The sequence below is a fragment of the Bradyrhizobium sp. NAS96.2 genome (genome assembly GCF_001908235.1).
GTDB lineage: Bacteria > Pseudomonadota > Alphaproteobacteria > Rhizobiales > Xanthobacteraceae > Bradyrhizobium.
Genome location: NZ_LGHK01000381.1, coordinates 1 through 1,793, shown reverse-complemented (window position 1 = coordinate 1,793; position 1,793 = coordinate 1). Strand labels below are relative to the sequence as shown.

The window sequence follows — 1,793 nt, the reverse complement described above, 5'->3', positions numbered from 1 at the left end:
TTCCCCTGCAGCGCGTTGAGCTGCTCGAGCGCGGTTTTGCCGTCCTTTGCCTTATTGGCGCGGGCCTGGCGCAGCTGCTTGATGTCCACTCGCATGGATCAGTGACTCCTGGTTGGTTGGTGGTTTTGCCTGGACGGAGAAAGAGCCCGCATTCCCGCTGTCCAGGCGACGGCGCGGGTCGAGCAACTCAGGAACTGAAAAGGGAGAGCGACCTCGTCTGAGGCCTATTCAAACGCCAGCGCTGATCGCCGGCGCGAGCTCGGCCGCGGCGAGCGCTGCTGCAACATGCCGCCGATGACCTGGTCGAGCGTTGCGATCCGGTCCGCCATGCCCCGCGCGACGGCCTCGCGCGCGCCGAGCATGCGACCCTGCCCGAACTCCTCGCGGACCTTGGTCTGCGTCACGCGCCGGCCGCCAGCGACGGCCTTGACGAAATCGGCGCCAGCCTCATTTGCTCGGCCCTGCAGATAGGCCTTGGCCTCATCCGACAGCGGCGCGAACGGATGCGCCTCGTTTTTCAGCGGCGATTGCTCCGAGCGGACGATCGTCATCTTGATCCCGACCTGGTCGAGCCAGCCGGAAATATCCTGGTGCATAATCATCGCGCCGATCGAGCCGACGTCTGCAGACGGCGTCATCACCAGCTCGCTTGCCTGCGAGGCGATCCAATAGGCCGCCGACGCCGCCAGCGTGTTTGCGATAGCGATGACCGGCTTTTTCGCTGCAGCCGCCGCGACAGCCGCGGCCGCCTCGACCGTGCCGGAGACCGTGCCGCCGGGACTGTCAACGTCGAGGACGAGGCCGGCGACGTCCTGGTCATCCGCGGCGCGCCTGACCTGCGCCTCGATCCCGGAAAGGCTCGAGCCGAACCAGCTGCCGCGTGGCGTCAGACCACCGGCAATCGAGACCAGGGCGATCTTGCTCGCCGAACTCGAGGCCTGCGCCGTAGCCGCTGCGAGGAGCGCCTGGCGCTGTTCGGTGCGCGCCAGGCAATCGGCGAGCGCTGAGACCTCGAGCGCGACCAGGGCGTCGATCGACGTGATCTGCGTCAGCACCTGGCGCAGATCCGGCGCCGCGGATTCGATCTTAATCATTGTTGCTGTCCTCGTTTGGAGAGCTCGAGCTGCCGCCGGCGCCGGCCTTGTCGTCGACGCCCTGCGCGCCGCCGGCGGAGTCCTTTGTCAGCGGGTTTTTGTAGTCATTGCCGCCGGGATCAGTCCGCGGCGACATGTTCTCAAACCGCAGGATGTCGTTTGCCGACAGCCATTCGCCCTGACGGCCGATCAGATACGCCCGATAGCGATTGAGCAGATCGCCGCGCAGCAGGCCGAAAAAGTTGAACTCGAAAAACAGATCGCCGTTTTCGTTGTCGAGCAGCAGATCCCGCTCGACGCCCTGCTCGATCTCGATCGCGAGCGGCGCCACGCAGCCGACGACAAAATCGAGCGACTGCTGCTCGACGTTGTTATTCGTCGCGCGCTTGAGGCGCGATGCGCGATGCAGTGGATAGCTCCAAAGGCCGAAAACCGCAGTGTCGGCGGCGTCCTCGGTCTCGAGCAGCTGCGCCTCGGAGTTGGTGACCTTGATCGGGTTATATTTGACGCCGTGCGTCAGCAGCCGATCCTTGTGCCGGTTCATCCCGGTCCCGGCAGCGCGCCAGTTTTCGAGAAACTCGTTTCGATCGGCCTTGTCCTTGAACACGCCGGGATGCTCGAGCGTGCCGCCGGACTGACCGTTGTTCTTAAACCAGATGTCGCCATACTCATGGACGGCGATCGCGCGCGCAAAAACAT

General features: G+C 64.8%; 2 protein-coding genes. Both read right to left on the bottom strand.

Translation table 11 applies throughout. The annotated features are described in order from the left end of the window. Window positions 1-224: 224 nt before the first annotated feature. Window positions 225-1,094 carry a S49 family peptidase gene (locus AC628_RS41440; RefSeq protein ID WP_074132546.1) on the bottom strand — a complete coding sequence of 290 codons (870 nt, stop codon included), beginning with the start codon at window positions 1,092-1,094 and terminating at the stop codon, window positions 225-227. Then, on the bottom strand, window positions 1,087-1,793 hold a 707-nt coding region (locus AC628_RS41435; RefSeq protein WP_143202108.1), incomplete at its 5' end, for a phage portal protein. The genes AC628_RS41435 and AC628_RS41440, both read right to left, overlap by 8 nt.